12 protein-coding genes and 2 pseudogenes are annotated in these 24,266 nt (G+C 66.3%); 5 read left to right on the top strand and 9 right to left on the bottom strand.

Translation table 11 applies throughout. The features are described from left to right. Nucleotides 1-1,177: 1,177 nt before the first annotated feature. Nucleotides 1,178-4,207: a PAS domain S-box protein gene (locus tag Q7A36_RS27980; protein WP_305107069.1), complete on the top strand. Its 3,030-nt coding sequence runs from the start codon at nt 1,178-1,180 to the stop codon at nt 4,205-4,207. 265 nt (nt 4,208-4,472) lie between these two features. On the opposite strand, the gene Q7A36_RS27975 is transcribed toward Q7A36_RS27980, so the two are convergent. The 4 genes and pseudogenes from Q7A36_RS27975 to Q7A36_RS27960 form a co-directional block, all read right to left on the bottom strand. Beyond that, the gene (locus tag Q7A36_RS27975) at nt 4,473-5,789 is read right to left on the bottom strand and encodes an ATP-binding protein (protein WP_370655715.1); all 1,317 of its coding nucleotides are present in this window, start codon (nt 5,787-5,789) and stop codon (nt 4,473-4,475) included. Continuing rightward, a pseudogene (locus tag Q7A36_RS27970) lies at nt 5,790-6,026 on the bottom strand (PAS domain-containing protein); the annotation flags it as partial. 30 nt (nt 6,027-6,056) lie between these two features. Then, nucleotides 6,057-9,119, bottom strand: coding sequence for a PAS domain S-box protein (locus tag Q7A36_RS27965; protein WP_305107068.1), 3,063 nt, complete (start codon nt 9,117-9,119; stop codon nt 6,057-6,059). Nucleotides 9,120-9,187: 68 nt separating this feature from the next. After that, nucleotides 9,188-9,952: a Crp/Fnr family transcriptional regulator gene (locus Q7A36_RS27960; RefSeq protein ID WP_305107067.1), complete on the bottom strand. Its 765-nt coding sequence runs from the start codon at nt 9,950-9,952 to the stop codon at nt 9,188-9,190. A gap of 666 nt (nt 9,953-10,618) precedes the next feature. On the opposite strand from Q7A36_RS27960, the gene Q7A36_RS27955 reads away from it, so the two are divergent. Next, nucleotides 10,619-10,846, top strand: coding sequence for a hypothetical protein (locus Q7A36_RS27955; RefSeq protein WP_305107066.1), 228 nt, complete (start codon nt 10,619-10,621; stop codon nt 10,844-10,846). 42 nt (nt 10,847-10,888) lie between these two features. Here Q7A36_RS27955 and Q7A36_RS27950 read toward each other — a convergent pair whose 3' ends face one another. Together Q7A36_RS27950 and Q7A36_RS27945 are read right to left on the bottom strand one after the other, a co-directional pair. Beyond that, nucleotides 10,889-11,965 carry an HWE histidine kinase domain-containing protein gene (locus tag Q7A36_RS27950; protein WP_305107065.1) on the bottom strand — a complete coding sequence of 359 codons (1,077 nt, stop codon included), beginning with the start codon at nt 11,963-11,965 and terminating at the stop codon, nt 10,889-10,891. A 204-nt stretch (nt 11,966-12,169) separates the two neighbouring features. After that, nucleotides 12,170-13,894: a sensor histidine kinase gene (locus Q7A36_RS27945; RefSeq protein WP_305107064.1), complete on the bottom strand. Its 1,725-nt coding sequence runs from the start codon at nt 13,892-13,894 to the stop codon at nt 12,170-12,172. Nucleotides 13,895-14,184: 290 nt separating this feature from the next. On the opposite strand from Q7A36_RS27945, the gene Q7A36_RS27940 reads away from it, so the two are divergent. Next, on the top strand, nt 14,185-14,766 hold the full coding sequence (locus Q7A36_RS27940; protein ID WP_305107063.1) for a sigma-70 family RNA polymerase sigma factor: 582 nt from the start codon (nt 14,185-14,187) through the stop codon (nt 14,764-14,766). Between the two features lie 63 nt (nt 14,767-14,829). On the opposite strand, the gene Q7A36_RS27935 is transcribed toward Q7A36_RS27940, so the two are convergent. Then, nucleotides 14,830-15,204 carry a response regulator gene (locus Q7A36_RS27935; RefSeq protein ID WP_305107062.1) on the bottom strand — a complete coding sequence of 125 codons (375 nt, stop codon included), beginning with the start codon at nt 15,202-15,204 and terminating at the stop codon, nt 14,830-14,832. A 258-nt stretch (nt 15,205-15,462) separates the two neighbouring features. Here Q7A36_RS27935 and Q7A36_RS41660 point away from each other — a divergent pair. Then, nucleotides 15,463-16,710 (top strand): annotated as a pseudogene (locus Q7A36_RS41660) (PAS domain-containing protein); the annotation flags it as partial. An 842-nt stretch (nt 16,711-17,552) separates the two neighbouring features. Then, the gene (locus Q7A36_RS27925; protein ID WP_305107060.1) at nt 17,553-17,951 is read left to right on the top strand and encodes a response regulator; all 399 of its coding nucleotides are present in this window, start codon (nt 17,553-17,555) and stop codon (nt 17,949-17,951) included. A gap of 66 nt (nt 17,952-18,017) precedes the next feature. On the opposite strand, the gene Q7A36_RS27920 is transcribed toward Q7A36_RS27925, so the two are convergent. Continuing rightward, nucleotides 18,018-20,492: a diguanylate cyclase gene (locus Q7A36_RS27920; protein WP_305107059.1), complete on the bottom strand. Its 2,475-nt coding sequence runs from the start codon at nt 20,490-20,492 to the stop codon at nt 18,018-18,020. 190 nt (nt 20,493-20,682) lie between these two features. After that, nucleotides 20,683-24,198, bottom strand: a complete 3,516-nt coding sequence (locus Q7A36_RS27915; RefSeq protein ID WP_305107058.1) for an EAL domain-containing protein — start codon at nt 24,196-24,198, stop codon at nt 20,683-20,685. Between the last annotated feature and the right edge of the window lie 68 nt (nt 24,199-24,266).

Here is a 24,266-nt window from a genome sequence, read left to right as displayed (position 1 = left end):
GCCGCAACGTCTCGCAGGATCTCCTGCGCCTCGGGCGGGATCGGCGGTATCGCCCCACCAGGAGGTACGAATGTGTTGATGAACGTCGGAAAGCCCGGGGCGGGGCCGCGGGCCAGCACCCCCGTCCCGAGGGCGCGACCCACGGCCCTGGCCTGCACCTCAAAGGCCGCCAAGTCACCGCTTGGTCGCAGGTCTGGGGACTCTGCCAACGTCACAAGCGCTGTGGTCACGGAGTCGATCTCAGAGTCTAGTGCAAGTGCCAGCGCATGGGCTGTGTCCCGAAGGCGCCCTTCGGCTGCCGTCCGATAGCTGTCGACCGCTACCCAGGCCGCCGCGACTCCGCCCCCAAGCGCGGGGGCCAGTACCGCCAGCGCCAGGACCATGATGTGGTCCCGCAACCTGCGGCCCCGTCGTGGAGGGGGCGCCTGATAGCGACTTCCGAGAGACGCAAGCTGGTGCTCGGGCACGGCGGGAGAAGCTTCCGTCGTGACGTGAGGCATTCGGTACGGCTTCTCCTGACCTGCTCTTTTCTGGACGATCCAGACGCAATGGGACAACCGTTAGTAGCATGCAGATTGACTGACGGGGCCAGCAATTACATTCCGTAGGATGTAACCCGACACAGCCACGTAGACGATTCGCGGTTCGTCTGGTCTGCGGGGTAGATTCTGCATAGCGAGCAACCACGCTCGATGCGTTGAACTGCCGCTGTTACGACACAAGACCGCAATATAGCTGTCAGATTTGAAACTATAAGTTGATATAAGCCGAGTTAACGAGTTGAAGCCCGAAACGGTCTTCGAAAGCTCGCAAAATCACTTTCTTTGATGTGGCGATTTCTTGATTGCAGAGGTATGAACTCGACCGGGTGAAACGTATGCCCTCAGTTGAAACCGTTGGGGTAGGGTCGCTCGAGACCTCCGGCGGCGGTGGCGATTGGGGGTGGCCAACAGGTTGGAGCGTGATGCCGTCGGATGGGGGGGTTGTGGAGGCCGGAGGCAGGGGGATTTACCCTTCTAAGCCTGTCACGACGTACGGAAGCCAGCTTTGGTACCTGCTGCTGGCCCGGCTCAGCATGCCGCTGACGGCTTGGCGAACAACGTGGAGTTGGCGAACGACCTTGCCCGGCTCGGCTTCGGGGCCGGGCGGTCCAGCCGGTGAATCGCTTGCCCGGCGATTGCTGTGGCTGCTTGCCGTCGTAATCGTGCCGCTCATCATTTTCCGGGCGGGCACGCTCTGGATGCAGTTTGAGGACGACCGGGCGCAGGCGGAGGCACACCTCCTGGAGCAAGCGCGGACCATGGCGCGCCTGGTGGACCTTGAGTTCGAGCGGACGCAGGCGGTGGCACGCACCTTGGCGACATCCCCCGCTTTGGCCCGCGGTGACCTGGACACCTTTGCCGACGGCCTGCGGGCGGCGCGTGACCTGCTCTCGGAAGGCCTCCCTGTCGGAGCGCCGCCGGTCAGGATGACCCTCGTGGATGCCGCAGGCGCCCGGCTACTCGACACCAGCGCGCCGGACGGCCGTGGCAGGGGCGACCCTGCATTGCCACACGTGCGGGCCGCGATTGCCTCCGGCAAGCCGCAGATATCGGATCTTCATCTCCTAGGCGCGAACAACACCGTGCCCGTCATTGCTGTGGCCGTGCCCGCCCGGATAGCGGCGGTGGAGGGCGAGAACCAGCATTCAGCCATCGCGGCCATCGGCGCGACGCTTCCACGCCAGCGCCTGGTGGCCATCACCGAATTGGTGGACATGCCGCTTGGCGGCTTCATCACCGTGCTTGACCGCCAGGGCGTCATCGTTGCTCGCTCGGTCGGGGACGCCGAGACGGTCGGCAAGCAGTCCAGGCCTGCCGTGCTCCAGGCGATCCGTGCCGCGGAGAGCGGGCTCGCACCGCGTGGGACGCGGACGCTGGAGGGGGTGCCGTCCACCATCGCCTTCGCTCGTGCGCCGCAGAGCGGCTACGTCGTCGAGCTTGGCGTATCGGATGCGGCCTTCCTGGCACAACTTGAAGGGAATGCACGGCGGACCATCGTCATCGGACTGACAGCGGTTGCCTTGTCGCTCCTCCTCGCCATGCGTGTAGCCCGCCGCACGGTTGCGGATTTCCGGCGGGTGCCGGAGGTCGCTGTGGCAGGCGCAGCCATGGGAGGCACACCACCGGAACGCATTGGCCTGCGCGAGGCCGACGATCTCACTGCCGTGCTCGCCGGGATCATCGCTGAGCGGGAGCGCGTCGCGGCCGACGCACGTGCCCTGTTCGAGAACAGCCCGGTTGGCGTTGTCATCAGCGACACCAGCGGGCGTGTGCACGCCGCCAACAATGCCTTCCTCACTCTGATCGGTCGCGAGCGGGCGGACCTGGACAGGCGCAACCTCCGCTTGGACGAGATCACGCCCAAGGAGTGGCTCGCTCGCAATAAGGTGGCGATCGCCGAGGTCGCCGCAACTGGCCGGTGTATGCCCTTCGAGAAGGAGTACCTGCGCCCGGATGGCACGCGCGTCCCAGTCCTGGTTTCCTTCGGTCTGGTCGACCGGGACACCGGGGTAGGAGCCGCCTTCGTGGTAGACCTGAGCGAGCGACGCGCCGCCGAGGCGGCCCTGCGCGAGAGCGAGGCCCGGTTTAGAGCCATCACGGACACCATGCCGCAGATGGTGTGGTCGGCGCGGCCGGATGGCTACCACGACTACTACAACAGGCGCTGGCATGACCTCACCGGCACGGCGCCGGAGCGGGCCGGGGAATGGAGTCCGGTGCTCCACCCTGACGACCGCGAGCACGCCTGGGCGCTCTGGCGGCAGTCACTCGCTACCGGCGAGCCCTTCGAGGTAGAGTACCGGATCCGCATGGCCGACGGTGCCTACCGGTGGATGCTCGGCCGCGCCTTGCCGGTCCGCGATCCGGATACCGGCACCATCACCCGCTGGTTCGGCACCTGCACGGACATCGAGGACACGGTGGCGGCGCGCGAGGCCCTGGCACGGTCGCGCGAGGACCTTGAGCGGCTGGTCGAGGAGCGGACACATGACCTGCGGGAGGCCGAGGCGCGGCTCGCACATGCGCAGCGCATGGAGGCGCTCGGGCAACTGGCAGGCGGCATCGCACACGACTTCAACAACGTGCTCCAGGCCGTGCAGGGCGCTGTCACGCTGATTGAGCGCCGCCCGGCCGATCCGGAAGCTGTCGCTCGGCTCGCCCGCCTCGCACGCGAGGCGACTGGGCGTGGCGCGGCGGTTACCCGGCGCCTGCTGGCCTTCTCCCGTCGTGGCGACCTGCGAGCCGAGCCGCTCGACGCCGCCTCCCTGCTCGGTGGTATGCGCGAGATCCTGGCGCATACTCTGGGTGCAGGGATCGAGGTGCGGGTCGAAACCCAGGAGGGGCTGCTGCCCCTGCTGGCCGACAAGGGGCAACTCGAGACGGTGCTGGTGAATCTCGCTACCAATGCGCGCGACGCCATGTCCGGCCAGGGTGTCCTGAGTCTGACAGCGACGGCCGAGACTGTGTCGCGAGAAGGCCATCCCGCCGGGCTCTCAGCGGGGGAGTATCTTCGTCTCTCCGTTGCCGACACCGGTTCCGGGATGGACCAGGCGACGCTGGCGCGGGTGCTGGAGCCGTTCTTCACCACCAAGGGGATAGGGCGCGGCACTGGCCTCGGCCTTTCTATGGCCAAAGGCTTCGTGGAACAAAGTGGTGGTACACTGGCCATCGAGAGTACGCGGGGGCAGGGCACTGTCGTCGTCCTGTGGCTTCCGACCACGGCAGGCGAAGGGACAACCCGGCCTTCAAGCGGCAAGGAACAGTCAGCCGAGATGCGGACGCATGCACGCATCCTACTCGTCGACGACGAGACTCAGGTCCGTGAGATGATTGCCGAGGAACTTGCGGCGGCGGGATGCACTGTTCTGCCTATGGAGTCCGGAGCGCAGGCGCTGGAGCGACTTGATGCGGGCGAGGCGGTGGACGTGGTCGTGACCGACCTGTCGATGCCGGGCATGGACGGCATTGCCGTGATTCGAGAGGCGCAACGGCGCAGGACCGGGCTGCCCGCTATCCTGCTCACGGGTTACGCGACCAGCGCCGCCGAGTTTGCCATCGGCGACATGGTCAACGGTCCCGTTTGCCTACTGCGTAAGCCGGTTGATGGCGCGGCTCTCGCCGATCAAGTGGCGATCCTGGTTCAGAAGGCGCACCTACAAGGTTAATGTCAGGGCAGGCGTCGTCTCCAAGGCCTACCCGGGAGCTAACCCTCCAAGGCAAGCGCGAGATCACGGGCGGGCTCGAGCGGCTGCTGGCCTGCCCGTGCCCGTTCATGACAATAATCCACGTAGATGGTGCCAAGATTGTAGCCGAGGAGCGGCAAGGTAGCGGCAACCACCAGGACCGCCATGCGTGTTCGGAGCGTCAGGCGCCGCATGATGGTTTGGCTGCGAAGCACGTACCGCAAGGTCGCCACCACTCAGCACCCGATTACTGATTCACCGCGATGGCATGGATGCCTGCCTGACGCAGCACGCGGGCAAGCCGGTCCAACAGAGCTTCGGGCGAGGCTGGCTTACGCAGGAGGGCGAACGGGCCGCCCCGCTCAGCCTCTCGCATCCGCTCCACCTCCGCATCACCCGCATGACCGGTGACTAGAACGGCAGGCAGGCGTAGCAGGCGCAGCCGCACCTCACGCAGCAGGTCAAGACCGTCGAGGGCACCCGGCATGCTCAAGTCGGTCACCAGCGCGTCGGGCCGAAAGCCACCCTCGAGAATAGCGAGGGCCGAGGCTGCATCCTCGGCTTCTCGTACTTGGTATCCATGATCGTCGAGTTGCGCAGCCAGCACCGCCCGGACCTCGGCCTTGTCCTCGGCCAGCAGGATCGCGTTGCCGCCCTCGGGAACTGCACCCCTGTCGGAAGCCGTGTCGTCACTTTCACGCTCCTGGACTGCAACCGCGTCCGGAAGCCGCGGCAGCCAGATCGATACAGTCGTCCCCTCTCCAAGCACGCTCCGTATCGTCAGCCCGCCACCGGATTGCTCGGCGAAGCCATGCGCCATGGCCAGGCCAAGGCCGGTGCCTTTTCCCCGCGGTTTGGTGGTGAAGAAGGGTTCGCTGACGCGGGCCAGAACCTCCGGTGACATGCCCTCACCCTCGTCGCTGACAGAGAGGCGCAAGTAGGTGCCGGGCTGGATGTTATGCGGCGGGTTCTCCGCCCCGGGCACCGTCACCGCCTCAGCCGCGAGGATGAGGGTGCCACCCGCTGCCATCGCATCACGGCCGTTGTTGGTCAGATTGACCAGCACCGCCTCGAGTTGCGCCTTGTCCGCCTGTAACGGCGGCAGGCCGGGCGGAACCACGGTTCTCAACATGAAGTTGGAACCGAGGACAGGCTTGAGGAATTCGGCCAGGCCCTGCAACAACGGGCCGGGCGCCACCGGCTCCGAGCGGAGCTCGCCGCGGCGGGCGAAGGAGAGCAGGCGTCCAGTGACGGCAGCACCGCGGCCCGCCGCCTCGGAGGCCATGCCGAGGTACTTTCGAATGCTGTCGGCGTCAGGCGGCAGCCGCTTCGATGCGAGTGTGATCCCGCCCTGCACGGCCTGGAGGACGTTGTTGAAGTCGTGCGCGATGCCGCCCGCCAGGCGCCCGAGTGCCTCCATCCGCGCGGCCTGCGCCAGCCGCGCCTCGCTTGCGGCCAACGCTCGGCCACGCTCCTCTGCGAGGTGATCGAGTTGCTCGGCCTCGCGCGCCAGAACAGCTTCGGCCTCCCGGCGCGCGGTGACATCGAAGTTCAAGCCGACCATGCGGACGGCACAGCCATCCGGGCCGGGTACCGCATGGCCATGGCCTGCGATCCAGCGGACGCCATCGGCATGGACGACGCGGTACTCGTGGCTGAAGGCGCCATTGCCCGCGGCGATGGCGGCCTGGATGGCCGTGATCAGCCCTGGCACGTTATCGGGGTGAACGGTCGAGCGCGCCACCTTGCTGCTCGGCTGGCCATGCGCAGGGTCAAGGCCGTGGAGCTCGAACTGCCGCGCATCCCACTCTAGCCGGTCCGTCTTGAGATCCTAGGACCAGAACCCCATGCCGCCCGCCTCGAGGGCGAGTTGCAGGCGTGCCTCGCTCTCTCTCGCGCCCGCCTCGGCCCGCTTCTGGTCGTCGATGTCGGTGCAGGTGCCGACCCAACGAAGGATCCGGCCCTCGGCGTCCCGTACCGGCATGCTCCGGGCGAGAAACCAGCGGAAAAGGCCGTCCTGGCGTTGGAGGCGGTACTCATTCTCGTAGGGTTGGCCAGTTCGCACCGCTGCCATCCAAGACTCGACGGCCCGGGACCGATCGTCGGGGTGCATCGCATCCCGCCATCCTTGCCCCGCAGCCTCCTCGAGTGGGAGGCCCGTGTACTCGGTGAAGCGAGGGTTGACGTAGATACTGCGGCCTTGGGCATCTGCCTCGTAGAGCAAGGACGGGATCGCCTCGGCCAGAGCGCGGAACCGCGCCGCGCTGGCCACCAGCGTCGCCTCGGCCGCCACGCGTTGGCTGACGTCGCGGACCACGCCGGTGAAGAACCGTTCGCCGCCGACCTCGAAGGAGCCGACTGAGAGGTCGATCGGGAACTCCGTGCCGTCGCGGCGCCGCCCCATCAGGCTGCGGCCGGGCACGCCGATGACCCGCGCCTTCCCGGTTGCACGATGGGCAGCGAGATAGCCACCATGTCGGGCGGCCTCGGCGGCGGGCATCAGCAACTCGAGGTTCTGGCCGAGTAGCCCGTCCGGCTCGCCATCATAGCCGAAAATGCGTAGTGCGGCGGGATTGGCCAGCACGACGCCACCAGCCGCGTCGGCAACAAGGATGCCGTCCGCTGCGGTATCCACGATGGAGCGCAGCCGCGCCTCGCTCTCAGCGAGCGCTGCTCCGGCATCGCGCCGGTCGGTAACGTCGAAGCCGACGCCGAGTACGCGCCGCGGCGTGCCGTCAGGGCCATGGTCCAGATACCGCCCGACGGTCTCGATCCATCGCTCGGCGCCAGTGTCGGCGCGACGGATGCGGTAGACAATCCGAAAGGCTTGTTCGCCAGCCCTGCCACGACGGTTGGCCTCTTCCACCTCCGGCCAGTCCTCGGGCAGGATCCGGTCGCGCCACATGGCGTTGCTGGCCCGCCCAAACGGGTCCGGCACGTAGCCAAGCATCTCGAACTGGTTGGCGGTCCAGGTGGCAGTGCCGGTCGCCAGGTCGGCATCCCAAATGGCGAGCCCGGTGCTCTCGCTTGCCAGGCGCAGGCGTTCCTCGCTGGCCGCCAGGGCGGCTTCGGCACGGCGCTGAGCCGTCACGTCGGCGAGCACCTCGAGAACGGCCCCGGGCTGATCCGCAGTGGCCGGACGCAGGACCTTGCGCGCCGCCGCGATTACCTCTCGTCCATCGCGGGTGTGGTGGAGGAGGTCGCCCGTCCAGCAACCATCGCGTTCCAGCGCCGCTTGGACCTCTGCGAGCGGTACAGGGAACACCGTCCGGAGCAGGTCATGTGAGACGCGGCCAATCGCCTCTTCGGCTGTCCAGCCGTACAGCCGCTCGCACCCCTTGGACCAGAAGCGGATGACGCCATCCAGGTCGCGCGCCATGAAGGTACCGAGGTCGAGTGTGGCGAGCAGGTCCTTCAGACGTGCCTCGCTAGCGGTGAGCGCTTCCTGGGCACGACGCGCGGCGTCGATGTCGACCAAGGCCACCACACCGCCGACCACCTCGTCGCGCTCGTTCCGTACCGGGCGGCCCGCAATCCGGGTCCAGGCGCGGCTGCCGTCGCCACGCTGGTAGTGAACGTCGATGGAGGGGTTCTCCTCCCCGGCCATAACCATGCGGGCCAGCGGGTACTCGTGTCCGTTAACGCGCGTGCCGTCGGCGTGGAACGAGACCCATTCGTCGTAGCCGTGGATGTCGGGCGAGTGCAGCACGGGATGGCGCAGCATCTGCTCGACATAGCGATTGCCGCCGACGATCCGGCCCGAGGGTAGCTCGGCCATGATCAGGCCGACGGGCACCGTCTCCAGGATGGTACGCAGCCTGGCCTCACTCGCCGCCAACTCGGATACAGCGGTCCGCTCCTCGGTGACGTCGCGGAAGAAGACGGCGATGCCGCCTTCTATGACAGGGAAGGCGCGGAGCACGAACTGGCGGCCAAGCGCCTCGTGGTGCAGTTCAATCTCGGTTGGCACGCGCTCCTTTATGCAAACCCAGTGGGCATGCCAAACCCGTTGGTCCGAGCCTTCGGGAATGACGTCCGAGAACAGTCGCCCGATCAGGTCACGTCCGCCCGCTAGTTGTTCGGTCGCATGCTGATTCAGGAAAGCGAAGCGTCCGTCAGGTCCGAGCGTGTAGACGCCGTCGCTCGTGTTCTCGAGTGCGTTGCGTAGCTGCGCCGCCCCCCGGTCCACCAGCGCCTGCTCCCGTCGCTGCTGCCGCACCTCGATTATCACGGCGGCGAAGCACGCCAGGGTCGTAATCAAGGCCAGCCCGGCTGCCGAGTAGAGGTTCAGGGCAAGCTGCCGCGCAACCGCCGCGGCCTGCGCCTGCCGGATGACGAGAAGGCGCTGTTCCTCCTCGCTTACCTCCAGGAACAAGCGCCGGATCGTTTGCATGATCCGTTGACCCTCGTCGGTGCGCACCACGGCCATCGCGGCGTCGAAATCGCCGCGGCTGCCCAGATCGACGGTCCTGCCCAACTCCGCCAGCTTGTCAGAAACGGCCGTCTCCAGTTCGATGAGCCGCTGCTGCTGAGCGGGGTTGTCGCTGGTCAGTTCGCGCGTTCTCCGCAGCCTTTCCGGCGCCGCGACGAGACCCTCCTCGAAAGGTTGGAGGTAGTCGGGCTGCCGCGTGAGCAGGTAACCACGCTGGCCGGTCTCCGCGTCCTGCACGGCCGAGAGAGCCTCACGCACCTCGGTCAACACCTCCAACGTATGCGCCACCCACTGCTCTGCCTCCCTTGCCTCGTCTGAAGTGCGCAGCCCGGCGACGGTGACGAGGGCAAGGCAGAGGGTGAGTGTGGCGAGGGCTGCGGCGGCGGGCCGCCCGATACGGCGCCAACCGCGCTTAGTGGCGTTCGGATATGCGGCAGGCTTGGTGTGGGTGGTGTCCGACATGCCGGTGATGTACGTTCCGGTGGGTAGTCAAAGGAAGGGAAGTGGGGGCGGCCGGGTCAGGACCTCTCCTAGCGCGCAGGGTCTGCCGCCGGAGCAATCGCGTCCGCTCCACGGGCGCCCTGCGGAAGGCAGTCCGGCAGGAGTTGCGCGAAGCGGCGACGGAGAGCGCCGTGGCACTCGCAGGAGGCGCCCTCCAGTCGGGCACGGTCGAGGACCGTCACGCCCGCGCGGCTGAGCCGGACCAACTCCTCGGCCTGGAGCCCAAGGGCTGCCTCGCCCGCGCTGGCGCGCCGGACACTGAGCATCTCGGCCAGAAACTCCTGGGTCAGCGGCACCGGTGCCGCGGCATCGTCTGCGCGGTCCTGGGCGGTGAGCAGCCAGCGGGCCAAACGGGGTCGGAGAGGGTGCTGCGCGTTGCAGGCGGCGGTTTGAAGCGCCATGGACATCGCAGCCTCGGCGTACCGCGCCAGAAGATGGCGAAGGGACGGTGAGGCGGCAGCCGCTCTGGCCAGATCGGTCGTGAGGATCCGGGTCGCGGTGCCCGGCATCTGCACCACGGCACGGGTGTAGGCCTCGACCGTGGCGTCAGTGGCGTCAACGCTGATCCCGGCAGCGCCTTCCAGGCCGACCGTCACCGTCTCGGTGGTGCCCCCGTCCCGGAGCGGCAAGACGAGCGAAACCATCGTCCCTGCATGGGGGAAGTGAACATGTGACGGGACGTGGCCGGGCTCGAACAGAACCTGGCCACGCACCAAGGTCACCTCCTCAAGGTAAGGTGCGAGGTCTGGCTGGTCCTGGTGCGGCAGGGCCGCCAGCAGGCAGTTGCTCGCCATAGCAGAGCGAGCCGCTCGGGTGCGACGCCTTGGATCGTTCTGTGGCGCCCTCAACTTTGAATGTATTTTGATTTGGTGCAATTCCTACCAGGTAATCGCCTCACCGGACCGGGAGGTGCCTCAAGACGTATACGATCGTCTGCACGGTAGGTAGCAAATCTTCAAATTTATTTTTGAGCTCCAGGACCTTTGGATTGGGAACCGTGGCCCTTTGTTGCTCGGCATAGCCCGGAGCAACCGAACGAGTTGTCTTGGGTTGCCACATGGCATGGGCGGCCGAGGTACGCGTCATCGCTGCCAGCCTTGTCCTGCCGGATCAACAGCGTGTTGTGGGCGCCAGGGCTGTGGCATGAGGTGCCCCCCTTCAGCCGTCGCGCCCGTCGAGCTCCTAGCGAGGGCACGGCGGCGTTCGGGCGGGTCGAGGTCGATGTTTCCCACCTCAACCTTCTGCCGTCTGGGCAATGCTGAATGAGCCCACAGGTGCCTCGTCCGGTGTAGAAGGACGAGGCACTCCGCCAGCACACACGCCGAAATGCTGGCAGCGCAACTATGTGCTGGCGTATCCGTTGCGCTCCCCACAGGGGCGCGAACGCCTCTCTCAACTACGTCTTCCAGCCCTGCCGGAACGCGTGGTCATCACGGGACGGTGCGGGTGCGGCGATGGGGATGGAGGATCGGGAAGAGGACCCGCAAAACGGGGCTGGCGGTGCATCCCAAAATCAGATGTCGTCCGGCGAGGCAGATCCGACGGCCGATAACACACTGATGTCCTGGATCAGCCACGGTCTGCACGAGGCCCTTGACGCCGTCATTGACGAGACGCTGCCATCGGAGTTCTTGCGCATCCTGGATGAGCACGCCGAAAGCCCGGATACCTTTCCCGAGACCGACTGACTGACCGCCCACTACAGACAGGCAAGGGCATGCAGCGCCGTATCAGGGCGTGCCGCCAACCACTGCTCGCAGAGGCATGTTGATGTCGCAGCACAAGCCTGCCGGTTCGAACCGTAGGCTAGTATTGGCCTGCAATTCTCCGGTCAAGCCGCGCTCGAGCAGCCGGGTGCCGAACCCACGATGTGCAGGTGGTGCCTGCATCGGCGGACCATAACGTTCGGCCCACTGCATGAGAAGCCGCTCCTCATTCGCCATCATCTCGGTAGACCAGCAAAGCGACACATAGCCGCCCGCGACCGACAGGGCGCCATGGGTTGCGGCGTTTACCGCAAGCTCGTGCAGCGCAAGACCCAGCGTCACCGCGGCACCCGGGCGCAGCCACACTTCAGGACCGCGAAGGCGAACCCGCGCTGCCTTGTCTTCGAGGTAGTGGGCCAATGGAGCTTCAGCCAAGCCGCGCAGCGATGCGCCAGCCCAGTGCTCCTGCACCAGGATCCGGTGGATCCGGGATAGGGCGAGCAGTCGCGCCATGAACGCCTTGCGCAAGGCATCATCGCAGGACACATCCCGTAGGGTCTGGGCGGCCAACGATTGGACCGCCGAGAGGGTGTTGTTGACCCGATGGTTGACCTCGTGCAGCAGGCGCCGCAGATGCTCCTCCGACTGACGTTGTTCGGTGACATCGCGCTGTACTGCTACCCAGTGCGAAATCCGCCTGGTCTCGTCCCGGACCGGCGTAATGAGCCACTCGACCTCGAACTCGGTGCCGTCCTTGCGGTAGTTGACCGTCGCACCCTGAAAGGGCTCGCCTGCCTCCAAGGCCGCCCGCAGACGGTCGAGGACGGCGCGCTCGGTCTTCGGGCCTTGGAGAAGACGAGGGCTGTGCCCCACGACCTCTTCCCTGGTGTAGCCGGTCAGGCGAACGAAGCCCTCGTTGACGTATTCGATACGGGGGCCAGGTCGGTCGAGGTCTGGCCCTGTGATGACGATTGCCTCGCCCATAGCATTGTAGGCCACTTGCAGCAGGGCCGTATCGGGGTAGACCGATGCTGTCTTTTCGGCCCCAGGCTGGCCGGGTCCGACTTCAACCCGCTCCCCTTCCACCTTCGGCTTAGTCATCGACCACCCGCAACGTTTCATCCTCCTGCGCACGGGCAGCCGCCCTCAACACGGCCCCCAACGCCGAAAGCTCGTTTGAAGGTTCCTCGATGTGGTCGGTCGTTGCGGAAATCGAGAGCGGAAGGTGTGCGCCATGTCAACCGAGCGAACCGTTTGCCTGCTCACTGAACCTTGGCGAATGCCTACCGAGGCTTCGACATCCTCTTACTCCTCTGTCAATCCCGTACCAATGGTTGCAGAGAAGCGGAATTCGACCCCTTCGGGCGTGAAGGTCAGACTCGTGCTGGCGCCGAACTGCTGGACCAGGCCGCGCTCGAGCAGGCGCGAGCCGAAGCCGGTCCGCGTCGGCGGCTCAACCCTGGGACCACCCCGCTCACACCACAGGAGGTTCAACCTCGTGGCGCCATCCCCCTCATCGGCGACGCAGTGCCAAGTGACCTCAACACGTCCTCCAGGGGTCGAGAGCGCGCCGTACTTGGCGGCATTGGTGGCGAGCTCGTGCAGGGCCATGTGCATGGCGATGGCGGCCTCGGGCCGTAGCCAGACCGACGGTCCGGCGGCATGCACGCGAGCCGCTATGTCCCCACCATCGGCGTGTGGCGCCAGGGTACGGCGGATCAGGTCGCCAAGCGCAGCATCCCTCCACGCCCGTTGCGTGAGCATATCATGTGCCTGCGCGAGTGCGATCAGGCGGGACTGGAACCTGCTCTGGAAGGCGTCCGGGTGCTCGGCCCCTCGGGCCGTCTGGGCAGCGATCGACTGCACTGCGGTCAGTGCGTTTTTGACGCGGTGGTTCAGTTCACCCAGCAGCAACGCCTGGCGGGTCTCAGCTTCCTTGGCCGCCGTGATGTCGCGCGCCAGACCGGCGAACCAGAGGATACGACCATCCTCTCCAGGCACGGGGAAGCCGACGTCGCGGATCCAGCGCACCGCACCATCGCTGGGCCGGACAATGCGGTACACGATGTCGAACCGCGCGCCCGCGGGTAGAGCGCCAAGTGCCTCCGCCACCCGGCCGCGGTCCTCCGGATGCAGCAGTTCCGAGCGGTGGCACGGTAGCCCGACGACGGCGGCGCGCGGTTCGCCGCAGACACGTTCGTAGGCCAAGCTGAGATACTCAATCTGTCCGGTCTCGCCGTTGACGATCCAGACCACATCGTCGGTGGTTTCGGCGAAGCCACGGAAGCGGGCCTCACTCAGTCGCAGGGCGGCCTCGGCCCGCTTGGCCTCTTCGATATTGGTGCTGGTGCCGAAAAAGCGCTCTGGGTCAGCTTCCCGTCCCCATCTCCGGCCGCGCAGGGAAAGGGCCCGCGTCTCGAACCACTCGTAGACGCCATCCCGCCCTCGGAGCCGGTGCTCAACCCGCAACTCGCCATGCGTCGTGGCGGCAGCCCACGCGGCCATGACGCGGTCGCGGTCGTCAGGGTGGACGGCTTCCAACCAGCCGAACCCGCGCGCATCGTCGGCGGCGATCCCGGTGTGCTCAACCCAGCGCCGGTTGGCATAGCGCCAGGCGCCGCCGGGCCGGGCGCTCCAGACCAAGTGGGGGAGCGCGTCCGCTGCATCCCGAAGGATGGCATTGACCTCGGCAACCTCCGCCGTACGCTCCGCCACACGCGCCTCGAGATCGCGGTTTGCGCGTTCCCGAGCCTCGTTAGCCTTGGCGAGCGCAGAGGTTTGGGCGTGCAACTTCTCCGCGACAACCCGGAGTTCCTCCGCCTGGGCGCTCACATCATCCTCACACGCCCGGGTCCGTGATTCAGCTTCGGCCAGTTTGGCTTGCAGCACCGAGATTTGCATGTACGCCCGCTTGGCTTCAGCCCTGGCTTCGGCGAGTTCCCGTAGGGCCGCATCCCGCTCCAAGGCATTGGCATCGGCTTCGGCGCGGGCCTCAGCAGCATCTGTTCGCGCGTCCTCAGCGGCAGCCAACGCCTGCTCCAGCGTCTCTGTCGGATCCGGCTTCTGAGGCCTGTCCTCCCTATGTCCTCCAGCCTCGTCCATGAGTGGCCACGCTATTCCACAGCACAGTTACAATGGCCTGCCTGTACTCTGGTTGGCTTGACGTAAAGGTGAGGCAAGCGACGAGAGGAAAGAAGCTGCTGATTTCGTAACAAGACACCTTCCCTCCCGCCCCTGTGACAGACACACGAAGCCGAGATGCAACCCCGCTTTCGTCCGGGTCACTCTCTGACATGAAGGCTTTGCAGACGCGCTCCGAGATGAACTCCACCAGCGATGCTGCGGTGCAGTTCGACTTCCATGCCGAACTGATTGGGATGCTGCCGAAACTCCGAGTTCAGGCTCTTTCGCTGACCCGCAATGGCGCTTCGGCCGACGACCTGGTCCAGGATGCCGTAACCAATGCTCTGGCTGCCCAGGCCAGCTTCATGCCGGGCACCAACTTTTCTGCCTGGATGCATCGCATCCTCCGCAACCGCTTCATCAGTAATATCCGGAAGCGGCGTGAGACCACGGATATCGACGATGCGCCCATGTCGGCCTTGGCCGTCAGTGGTGCACACGAAGACCGGCTTGTACTGAAGGAACTGCACCGAGCCATCGGTCGCCTGCCCGCCGACCAGAGGGTGGCGCTGTTCATGGTCGTGCTCGAAGGCCGCTCCTACGAGGAAGTAGCGGAGGCGACTGGGTGTGCCGTAGGTACGGCCAAAAGCCGGGTCTTCCGCGCCCGGCGGCAACTCCAGGCCTACCTCACCGGCGCTGGCGACTGGACGGCTGTGTCTGCGGCCCTCACACGGCAGGAACGCTATCCCGGTCGTCCCGAGGCGCACGCTTCGGCCTGAACTAGAGGCAGGAGGGATGCTGCCGCCGCACTGGCGGCAGCAGCGCCTCTGAAGAGGAGGACGTCAACGGCGTCCTGACGCGCTGCGCACGGCCTTGACCAGAAGGTCGTAGTCGACCGGCTTTCGTAATAGCGTGATGGGACCGTGAGTTCCGCCAAGCCTACGGAGTTCCGCAAGGCCACCCGCTGGTGGCGCGCCGGTCACGACGACAATCGGCAACCCCGGTTGCTCGGCGCGCAGTGTGCGGATCAAGTCTTCACCGGTCATGTTCGGCATGTTCAAGTCGGTCACCAATACGTCGAGGGTGTCGCCCATGCGCCGTGCCACGGCCAGCGCTTGAGCGCCATCGCTGGCCACCGTCACTTGGCAACCCTCTGCTTCAAGAATGTCGGTGAACGAGAGCGCGATTAGCGCCTCGTCTTCAGCCAGGAGAGCCACGATGTGGCGTCCAGCATCTCCATACACGAGGGTCGGCTCCGATCATCCGCTGAGATCAAACTTAACATCGAGACATAACCTGAGTGAGTGCGAACTCGAACGACTTTATGGCCCAGACAATTTGAGATTCGAGCGGTCCAGACATAAATCTGCCCGAGGACCACGAACACGGTAAGCCATTTGCCCAACTAAACTTTATGCGCGCATTGTTCTATATATATATTTCAACTTACATATCGAATCCAGCAATGTAGGCGGATGCCGTCGACGATGCTAATCGTGAAGGCGATATCCTATGAGGATGCGCGACCGTTGTCCGACTGCTTTGGATCGCCGGGGGACGATGCGGTCGAGGTCGCCCAGCGCCTACGACGGGCGCAAGAGGCGGGCAGCATCCACCTGTTTGAGATTGGACCCGACCAGATAGCTCGGTGTGATGACGGTCTCCGCGCCCTATTTGGCCTGCCCCCTGGCGCGCGGTTCGACCACGCCGCTTGGCTCACCCGCCTCCATCCTGATGACCGAGACCGCTTGGCCGGTGACTTCGCACGCCTGATGCGCGAGGGCGGATCGACAGAGATCGAGTACAGGGTTCGGCGACCCGACGGCACTGTTCGCAGGCTGCTGAGCCGTGCCCAGGTTGTGGCCGATCCCGACCGGCCCGGCTCAGTTTTCGGCGTCACCATGGACGTTACCGAGCAACGTGAGGCTGAAGCGGCGCTCGCGGCCAGCAACGAAGCGGCCCGGCTAGCGGCAGAGCGTGTGCAACTAGCCCTCGACGCAGGCGCGATCATCGGCACCTGGGTCTGGGAGGTGCAGACCGATCACCTAACTGCCGACGAGCGCTTCGCCCGCTCCTTTGGGCTCGACCCGGCGCAGTGTCGAATCGGGATCAGTCTTCGACAAGCCATCGCACCAATCCATCCCGACGACCAGGCACGCGTCCTGAACGCCGTCGCCGAAGGCCTTGCCCGCGGCGGCCCCTACCGCTGCGAATACCGGGTCCGGCAGAATGACGGCGTCTATCGCTGGGTCGAGGCGAACGGCCGCGTCGACCATTCCCCTGAGGGCAAGCCATTGCGCTTCCCCGGCGTGCTGCTCGACATCGAAGGGCGCCGTGCCACGGAAGCAGAACGGGACCGCGCCGTAGCCCTGCTGCGGACCTTCACCGAAGCCGTGCCAGGGGTGGTCTACGCCAAGGACCGCCAAGGCCGGATGCTGCTGGCCAATGAGGGGACGGCACGTCTGATTGGCAAACCTCGGGAAGACTTCCTGGGCCGGACCGACGCCGAGTTTCTCCGGGACAAGCGGCAAGGGGAGGTCATCATGGCAAACGACCGCCGCATCATGGAAAGCGGTGTCGCCGAGCAGATCGAGGAGGAAGTCAGTTTACCTGACGGCACCATGACGATCTGGCTCTCCACCAAGGCGCCGCTGAGGGACGCGACAGGCAAGGTTGTCGGTCTTGTCGGCACCTCGATCGACATCACTGAGCGCAAGCAGGTCGAGGCGGCCCTGGCCCGGAGCCGGATGGACCTCGAAGATCTTGTCGAACAGCGCACACGGGATTTGCAGGAGATCCAGGCCCGCCTCGCGCATGCCCAGCGGATGGAAGCGCTTGGACAACTCGCGGGCGGCATCGCCCATGACTTCAACAATGTATTGCAGGCCATCCGAAGTGGCGCCGTCCTGATTCAGCGTCGGGCAAAGGACTTTGAAGTTGTGCGGCAGCTCGCGCGCATGCTTGTCGATGCCGTGGAACGCGGCACTACCATCACTCGGCGCCTACTCGCCTTCGCACGTCGCGGGGAGCTGAGGGCGGAGCCCCTGGACGCCGCGGCCCTGCTGCAAAGCACGCGTGACATACTGTCCCACACCCTCGGCGCAGGCATCGAGATCCGAGCCGACCTGTCGGACGACTTGCCCTCGGTTCTGGCCGACAAGGGCCAACTGGAGACGGTGCTGGTGAACCTTGCCACCAATGCACGAGACGCCATGGATGGTGCCGGGACCCTGATCTTGTCGGCTCGGTCCGAGATTGTCATGCGTGGTGCAGAGCCGGGTCGACCTATTGCCTTGCTGCCGGGCTCGTACGTCCGGCTGTCTGTGACCGACACCGGCTGCGGCATGGATACCGCGACTTTGGCCCGGGCGTCCGAACATTCTTCACGACCAAGGAGCCGGGTAAGGGCACCGGACTGGGCCTCGCCATGGCGCGCGGCTTCGCCGAGCAGAGTGGCGGCGGGTTGCACATCGAGAGCGCCCCGGAGCGCGGCACGACTGTGTCGCTGTGGCTGCCCGTGGCCAATGCGGATACCGTCGCGGGAGATGTCCCGGTAGCCAGCGACGTGGAGTTGCCCACCAATGGACGCCGCATCCTCCTGATCGACGACGAGGACCTAGTGCGGGAGATGCTGGCCCGCGAGCTAGAAGATCGTGGTCACGAGGTGATCCAGGCGTCGGACGGCGCAACTGCGCTGGCCTTACTTGACGCGGGCGAGGCAGTGGATGCGCTGGTCTCGGACCTGTACATGCCTCGGATGAACGGGCAAGCGCTGATTGCCGAGGCGCAGCGCCGCCGACCCAGCCTCGCCGCCATCCTGCTGACAGGCCATGCGGGCGGTGTTGCCGAGGTTGTAAGCCGCGGGAACGGCGGTGGTGGCTACACCCTGCTGCGCAATCCGGTCAGCAGCGACGAATTGGCCCGGCGCCTGGCGGAACTGCTGGAAGCTGCCCGCGACGGATAGACCAGAGCAGCGCGAAGCAGGTGAGGTTGAGTGGCGTTTGAGGTTGGCCGCTTCATGTGCGCCTTTTCAGACCAGTGCTGCTATCGGTGCCCGACGATGTGCCAGAGCATCCACGGCCAGGGCTGCCAGGTCCGCCAGCAGCGCTCGCTGCGACGGATTGAGGGCTGGCCTGGGAACCTGATCGATTATGCAGAGGGAACCCAGCCGTTGCCCCGTCAGCGGGCATACAAGCGGAGCCCCAGCATAGAACCGGATGCCCGGGGTGCTCGCCACCAAGGGGTTCGCCGAGAAGCGCGGATCGAGCGCTGCGTTCGGGACGACAAGGATCTCCTCGTCGCTGGCAACAAGGTGGCCGCAGAAAGAGATATCCTTCGGCGTGCCTGCTTGTTCGAGGCCAACGCGCGAAACGAATTCCTGCCAGTCCTCACCGACGAGCGAAATGGCAGCGATTGGAGTGCCCAGCAGCGCCGCTGCGAGGCGGGTAACCCGATCGAGTTCTTCCTTGCCCCGACCTGCGAACCACGGCCCCTCATAGGCGGCCACCGCAGCCAGGCGCACCTCCTCCTCAGCGGGCACAGGAGGCAGTGCAGCAGGAGGTGGCACCGAGGCGGCAACCGCGACACGGTTACGCCCGGAGTGCTTGGCTGAATAGAGCGCCGCGTCCGCCGCCGCGACGAGCGCTTCGGCAAACAGATCCGGATCAGCCGCGGGCAATGCTGTCGCGGCGCCGACGCTCACCGTCACCACGCCCAAGGGCAGGTTCGCCGTGTGTTTCAGTCCGACCGCTTCCACCGCGGCACGCACCTGTTCAGCCAACATTTCGGCGCCCGCTGCCGAGGTGTTTGGCAGTAGCACCACGATCTCCTCGCCGCCGTAGCGCGCCACTAGGTCCGCAGGGCGATGGACGGCGGCAGCCACTGCCCCGGCAACAGCCCGCAGGCACGCGTCACCTGCGGGGTGGCCATAAGTGTCGTTGAAGAGCTTGAACCGATCGACGTCGAGCAGTAGCAGGGAGACCGGTGTGCTCTCGCGTCGAGCCCGACTCCACTCCAACGCCAACGCTTCATCGAAAGCCCGACGGTTGGACAGGCCGGTCAGGCCGTCGGTACGCGCCAGGGCAGCCAACCTACCCTCTAGAGCCTTGCGTTCCGTCACGTCGCGCTTGACAGCGATGATACCTTCGGCCCTACCAGTCACGGGATTTAGGATTGCGCGCAAGGAAGTCTCTACCCAGACCTGCTCCAGATCTGGGAGAACGATTCGGTACTCAATCCGGGTAGTAGTCTCGCCTTCGCGCAGACGGGCGATGGCGTCCCGGACGACGGATACGTCCTCTGGGGAGACGTCGTCGAGTAGGTGGCGGCCGACCAGTTCCTCAGCGGGACGCCCAAAAATCGCCTCACTCGCAGGCGAGGTGTAGAGCCGCCTGCCCCCGGCATCGAGACGGCACACACCGTCACCAGAGTTCTCAGTCAGCAAACGGAATGCGGTCTCGCTGGACCGTGCGGCTTGCTCCAGGACCTGGCGGCGCCCGAGCTCGCGGTGCAAGCGGATGAGCAATACGGCCATCGCGCCCACGAGGAGGAGCGTCACCCCGCCGATCACGGCGGCCTTGCGCCGCCAAGCCGAGTAGACGTCATGGACAGCCAAGGCGACATTGATGAAAAGCGGCACACCCTCGAAGTGCCGCTGCGTATAGAACCTCTCCACGCCGTCGACTATGGAAATGGCGACGAACTGCTGCACTCCTGCCTGCTGCGCCCTGCGGAACGCGGGTGCATGACTGAGGTCACGGCCAAGGTTACGTTCGTCGAAAGGGGTGCGGGCGAGGACAAGGCCGTCGTCACGGAGGAGCGTCATGGACCCGCGTGGTCCAAGCTGCATGTCTTCAAATGTTGCCTGGAGGCGCGTCAGGCGGATCACCCCGAGGACGATGCCCGCAAAAGAGCCATCGGGGCGAGACAAACGACGACTAAAGCCGATTGTCCATTGCCCGCCTGCGCGACGGCTGCGGAAGGGCTTGCTGACAAAGAGGCCGAGGTCCGCCCGGTCGCGGTGAGCGGCAAAGTAGTCGCGATCGGTCAGATCGGCCGGGATCGCTGGAGCATCCTGACGACTATCGAATGCAACTTCGCCGTCGTCGTCAAGCAGGAGCACAGCGTCAAGGTAGCGGGTGGCACCAACCTGCTGCATGATCAACAAGCGGCGGAACTCGGGGCTGATCCGCTCCCCATCAGCGTAGGCCATGGTGTCGGCGACGGCTTGCAGGGCTAGGTCGATGGACCTGACCTCGGAGGAGAGGTCGCGCTCGAGGGCGCGGGCCAAGTTGGCGGAGGCGTCCGACGCCCGCGCCCAAGCGTCGCGGCGAGCATCGAGCAGCGCGGCCACCATGACGACAAGCACGGATGCCGAGAGGAGCAGCCCGAGGAACACGGGGCGCCTTCTTGCCAGGCGAACCGCGGGTGCAACGGAGCCTGTTAGCCGGGCCAGGGCGGGTGCGAAGCGGTTCATGATCGCGGCTCCGGCCAAGACCTCGACCATGATATCCGCGATCTCGTGCGAGTATGGCCTTGTCGGTGCCTCATACAGCATGGGGCTGTTAGGTACCGCTACGACCCCGGTTATAGGGGACGGGCGTGTCGGGCAGCGCCAAGTGAGGGGTAGCCTTCTAGTTCAATCCTCCAGACAGGCTGTCACAATGCCGACGCCACCCAGAAAGGATGGGTGTTTCTTAGGCAACGGACGCGTCGCTCCCTGCACATGCCGCCGCGGCAGCAAGTTTTCCCAGCATGGCGGGGACCTCAGCCGCGGGCAGAGGCCTACTGAACAGGTAGCCCTGCGCCTCGCCGCAGCCTTTCCTGCGCAGGGCGACGAACTGTTCCTCGGTCTCGACGCCCTCGGCGGTCGTGGTCATGTCGAGGCCACCGCAGAGATCAGCGACGGCGCGGACGATCGCGTTGCTCTGCCGGGATTCGTCCAGGCCACGGATGAAGCTACGGTCAATCTTGACCTTGTCGAACGGGAAGCGCTGGAGGTAGCTCAGCGAGGAGTAGCCGGTGCCGAAATCGTCCATGGCAATCCGCACGCCGAGCGCCTTCAGCCGGTGCAGGATGGCCAGCGTCGCCTCGGTCTCCCGCAGCATCACCGTCTCGGTGATCTCAAGTTCCAGGCGAGCCGGTGCGAGACCAGAGGCGGCGAGCGCGGCGGCCACGGCGTCCACCAGCCCCGGACTGGCGAACTGGGCGGGGGAGAGATTCACCGCGACCTTGGGGATGCCCGGCCAGGCGACCGCCTCGGCGCAGGCGCGCTCCAGCACCCACTCACCGAGCGGGACGATCAGGCCGATCTCTTCGCAGAGCGGGATAAAGCGGTCGGGCGGCACCAACCCGCGCTCGGGGTGACGCCAGCGCACCAGGGCCTCCAGACCCTGCGCCCGGCGGTCGGCGACACCCACGATGGGCTGGTAGTGCACCTCGAACTCGCCTGCCGCGAGCGCCCTGCGCAGATCGAGCTCGAGGGCACGGCGCATCTGCATGCGCGCGTCCATTTCGGGCTCGAAGAAGCGCCAGGTGCCCCGGCCGTCGGCCTTGGCGCGGTAGAGCGCCATGTCGGCCGCCTTGAGCAGTGCATCGGGGTCCATTCCATCCCCCGGCGCTACGGCCACACCAACCGAGGCTCCGACCGAGATCTGGTGACCCTCCACCTCGAAGGGCGCCCCGACCACCTCCACCAGCCGCCGCGCCAATGCCGTGGCATCATGCGGCTGGTTGACACTGGACTGGACAATGGCGAACTCGTCGCCCCCGAGCCGGGCGAGGATGTCGGTATCGCGCAACTCCGACCGGAGGCGCGCCGCGACGGCGCAGAGTAGTGCGTCGCCGATCGGATGGCCGAGCGTGTCGTTCACCTCCTTGAACCGGTCGAGGTCGAGGCAGAGCACCGCGAAGCTCCCGCTGCGCCTGGCACGGGCGAGCGCCTCTTCCAGCCGCTCGCGGAAGAGGATCCGGTTCGGCAGGCCGGTCAGGGCGTCGTGGTGGGCGAGGTGGGCGATGCGAGCCTCCGCCTCGCGGCTCTCGGTCACATCGATGACGACCCCGACCGCGCCGACGGGACCGCCCGTGACATCGTACTCGTATCGTGTGCGCGCCTCGATATGCCGGACCATGCCGTCTGCTGGACGCCGGATGCGATAGCGGTACGACGCCTCGGGAAGGCGACGGGCATAAGTCTCGGCGAGTTCCGCGGCTATGCGTTCACGGTCTTCGGGCAGCAGTGTTGACGCCCAGGTGGTCATCGAAATCGGGTCGGCACCCTCCGGCAGGCCATGCAATGCCCGCACTTCCGGCGCACAATGGATATCCCCATCAGCGTCGCGGGTGTAGGCGGCGATCCGGCCCACCTCCATGCCGAGCCGCAGCATCGCCTCGCTCGCCCGCAGCCTCTCCTCCGCCTGCCGCCGTTCGGTCACGTCGATGGCCACGCCGACGGAGCCGACCGACCGTCCCCCGGCGTCGAATTCGTAACGGGCACGCATCTCGACGTGCCGGAGGCTGCCATCAGTGGGCCGATGTATGCGGTAGTCCACGGCAATCCTAGCGTCGCCGCGAGCAATGGCGTCCCGCATGGCGTGGGCAAGCCGTTCCCGATCCTCGGGCACGACGGTGGCCATCCAGTCCGCGATTGGGATGGGCTCGTCGCCTGCTGGCAGACCAAAGATTTCCCGCGTCTCCGGGCCACACTGGAGCGCACCGGTGGTGAGGTCGCGTCGGAAGCTGCCGATTCGCCCCACGGTCTGCCCGATCCGCAGCATCTCCTCACTGCTGCGTAGCTTCTCAGCCGCGGTCCGGCTCTCCGTGATGTCCTGCGCGACCGCGACATAGCGGTGTGGGCGACCATCAGTGTCGCGCGCCGACACGGCCATGCTGAGGCGAACCCAGACGACCGAGCCATCCGGGCGTAGGTAGCGCTTCTCAGCATCCCGGGCACCACCAGGCGAGCCGACCGTGCGCCAGCGGGCCAGGTCGGCCTCTCGATCCTCCGGATGGACGACATCGGCGGGGCCGAGGCCGCCGAGGAGCTCGGCCTCGGACCGGCCGGTCATATCGCGGAAGCGGGCATTGACCCGTACGAAGCGGCATTCCATTGCGTCGAGCTCGGCGACGCCCGCTGTGCCTGTCTCGAAGACGGCTCGCAACGCTTCATCGCGTTCGGTCCGGGCGCGAGCAGCCGCCTCTCTTTCCCGGGATAAGGCGAGTTCTGCCTCAACCGAGGCCGCAGCGATCCGAGCACGCGCCCGCTGTCCGGCTAAAAATACCCCAGCGACTATAAGGCCATCAAAGAAGAGTACGGCCAGGCCCACGCGCCATACCTCGCGCCGCCAAGCTGCCAGTACCTCGTCCTCTGCACGCGTCGCCACAATCACGAGGGGGTAGCCATCGAGCGCTTGCACCCCCAGGACGCGTCCCGAGCCGTCGAGCGGGCTTCTACTCCGCAGCGATCCGCCCTCCGTCACGGGCAGGAGCTTGGTGAAGACATCACTCCGGGCAAAGGAGGTGCCGATCGCGTCCTCGGCCCAAGGATGGCGCGCGAGCAGCGTCCCGTCGCGGCGCATGAGTGCCACGGAGCTTCCCCGCCCGAGCGCGAGCCTGCCGAAGAAGGCTTCGAAGCGCCGCAGATCGATCTGTGCGCCTGCGATCCCGAGCAGGCGCCCGTCATACCCGCGGATGCGGCGGACGATGAAGATGGACCACTTGCCGTCGACCTTGTTCTGCACCGCTGTGCCCAGGGACGTGTCCGGGCCCCCGTCGGCCATCAGCGCCTGGAAGTAGTCCCGTTCACCGATGTCGATGACTGGGGGCGGAAACATGCCCGAGGTCGCCAGGAGCCTGCCGCCGAGATCGGCAAGAAAGACGCGGTCGACGCGCGGCATGCCGGTCGCACGTGCCCGCAACGCGTCGTGCGCCGCGCGCGTGGCAAGGTACTCGCTGAAGTCCCGTGGGGTGGAGACGCCCTCTGCACGCACCCAGTCGGCAACACCCTCCTCCAGTTGCTCCGTGGCCCGGACCCCGTCGCCAACCCACTCTGCCAGCACGACCGAGAGATTGCGCACCTCGCGCTCCGCATCCCGCAGCGCCGCCTCGCGCTGGGTGGCAAGATAGCCCAGCGCGCCGAGCGCGATTGCGACGCCGAATGCTGCACCGAGCAGGACCCGCCAGCGCAAGGCACGCTTGTCATTGGCAGCCGTCACGGACTGCATGCTCCTCGGGACGCGACGCCTATCGTCCTGCAACTCGCGGGCGTGAGAGGCGGGGGCAG

Source organism: Paracraurococcus lichenis (genome assembly GCF_030657435.1).
Taxonomy (GTDB): domain Bacteria; phylum Pseudomonadota; class Alphaproteobacteria; order Acetobacterales; family Acetobacteraceae; genus Paracraurococcus; species Paracraurococcus lichenis.
This window is presented reverse-complemented; position numbering and strand designations above follow the sequence as displayed.